The organism is Desulfobacula phenolica (assembly GCF_900105645.1).
Taxonomy (GTDB): Bacteria; Desulfobacterota; Desulfobacteria; order Desulfobacterales; family Desulfobacteraceae; genus Desulfobacula; species Desulfobacula toluolica.
The window spans coordinates 1-1,606 of the sequence record NZ_FNLL01000046.1; the positions used below are offsets into that span (position 1 = coordinate 1).

Here is a 1,606-nt window from a genome sequence, read left to right on the forward strand (position 1 = left end):
AACGGCCTTTCCGTAAAGCCCTATACAGAGGGTATGGAAGCGTTGTATTTTGTCGGCTGCTATTTGAGTTATGACCCCCGAATGAAAAAAGTGGCCACGGCCACAGCCAAGATCCTTCAAAAAGCAGGTGTGGATTTCGGTATCCTGGGTTCACAGGAAAACTGCTGTGGAGAAAGCATCAGAAAGACAGGCAGTGAAGATGTATTCAAACGCCTGGCCAAGGAAAATATTAAAACGTTTATCGACAATGGGGTGAAAAAAGTCATTGTATCTTCCCCTCATTGCTTTCATACCTTTAAAAACGAATATCCTGAATTTATGGTAAATTTTGAGGTTCTTCACATCAACCAGTATCTACTGGAACTGATCAATGACGGACGTCTCGAACTTAAAGGTGAATTTCCAAAGAAAATAACTTATCATGATCCGTGTTACTTAGGACGCCACAATGATGTATATGATGAACCCCGCGAGGTTTTAAGAAAAGTTCCGGGACTGGAACTGGTTGAGATGGAAAACCATGGCAAAAACAGTCTTTGCTGCGGCGGTGGCGGCGGCAGGATCTGGATGGACACGCCAAAAGAAGAAAGGTTCTCCGATATCAGGCTGGATCAGGCCAATGCGGTTGGAGCCCAGGTTCTGGCAACATCCTGTCCGTACTGCATCACCAACTTTGAAGAAAGCCGTCTGAATCTGGAATATGAAGATGTTCTGGAGATTAAGGACATCACGGAAATTATCAGTGAGATGCTTTAGTTAAGATGCTTTAAGGCGCTGAACACACAAGTTGATTGAAAGTAAGCGGTCCTGTCCGGTTTAGCCGGGCAGGACTTAAGAAAATATGATGAGGAGAAAATAAAGTGGGAAACGACGTATTGCCAATGGAGAATATGCAATTATTTTCCGACAGTCTTGGAGATAAAAACTTTGGAGACGTGATGGTTGTTGGCGGAGGGGTCAGTGGCATACAGGCCTCTCTTGATCTTGCCACTGCGGGGTTTAAGGTTTACCTGGTGGAAAAATCGCCGAGCATTGGCGGCCATATGGCCCAGCTTGACAAAACATTTCCTACCAATGACTGCTCGATGTGAATTCTCTCTCCTAAACTGGTCGAGGTCGGCCGGCATCCAAATATAGAGGTTTTGACATTTACTGAAGTTGAAAAAGTGGAAGGGGAAAAAGGTGACTTTCAGGTCAGCCTGAAAACCAGACCCCGATATATTATTGAAGAAAAATGCACAGGCTGTACAACTTGTATGGAATACTGCCCAAAAGAATATCCGGATCAGTTTAATCAGGGAATATCCCAGAATAAAGCTGTTCATGTATATTTTTCCCAGGCTATTCCACTTGTTGCATATATTGATGACAGCTGTCTTTTTCTCAAAGAAGAAAAATGTGATATCTGCCGTGGTGTTTGCCAGGCAGACGCAATAGATTTTAATCAAACGCCCAAAAAGACGGATATTAATGTCGGGGCGATTATTTTGTCTTCAGGTATTACCCCGTTTGATCCCAGTGTAAAAGATGAATACGGGTATAGAAAGATGCAGAACGTGGTCACAAGTATGGACTATGAACGTCTGCTGTCTTCCACAGGTCCCTA

2 protein-coding genes are annotated in these 1,606 nt (G+C 43.8%); both read left to right on the top strand.

All coding sequences use genetic code 11. The features are described 5' to 3' along the window. Positions 1-756: (Fe-S)-binding protein (locus BLT94_RS21680; RefSeq protein WP_092238843.1), on the top strand; the 756-nt coding region annotated here is incomplete at its 5' end. Between the two features lie 125 nt (positions 757-881). After that, the coding region (locus BLT94_RS22580) for an FAD-dependent oxidoreductase (protein WP_175530455.1) at positions 882-1,606 on the top strand (725 nt) is incomplete at its 3' end.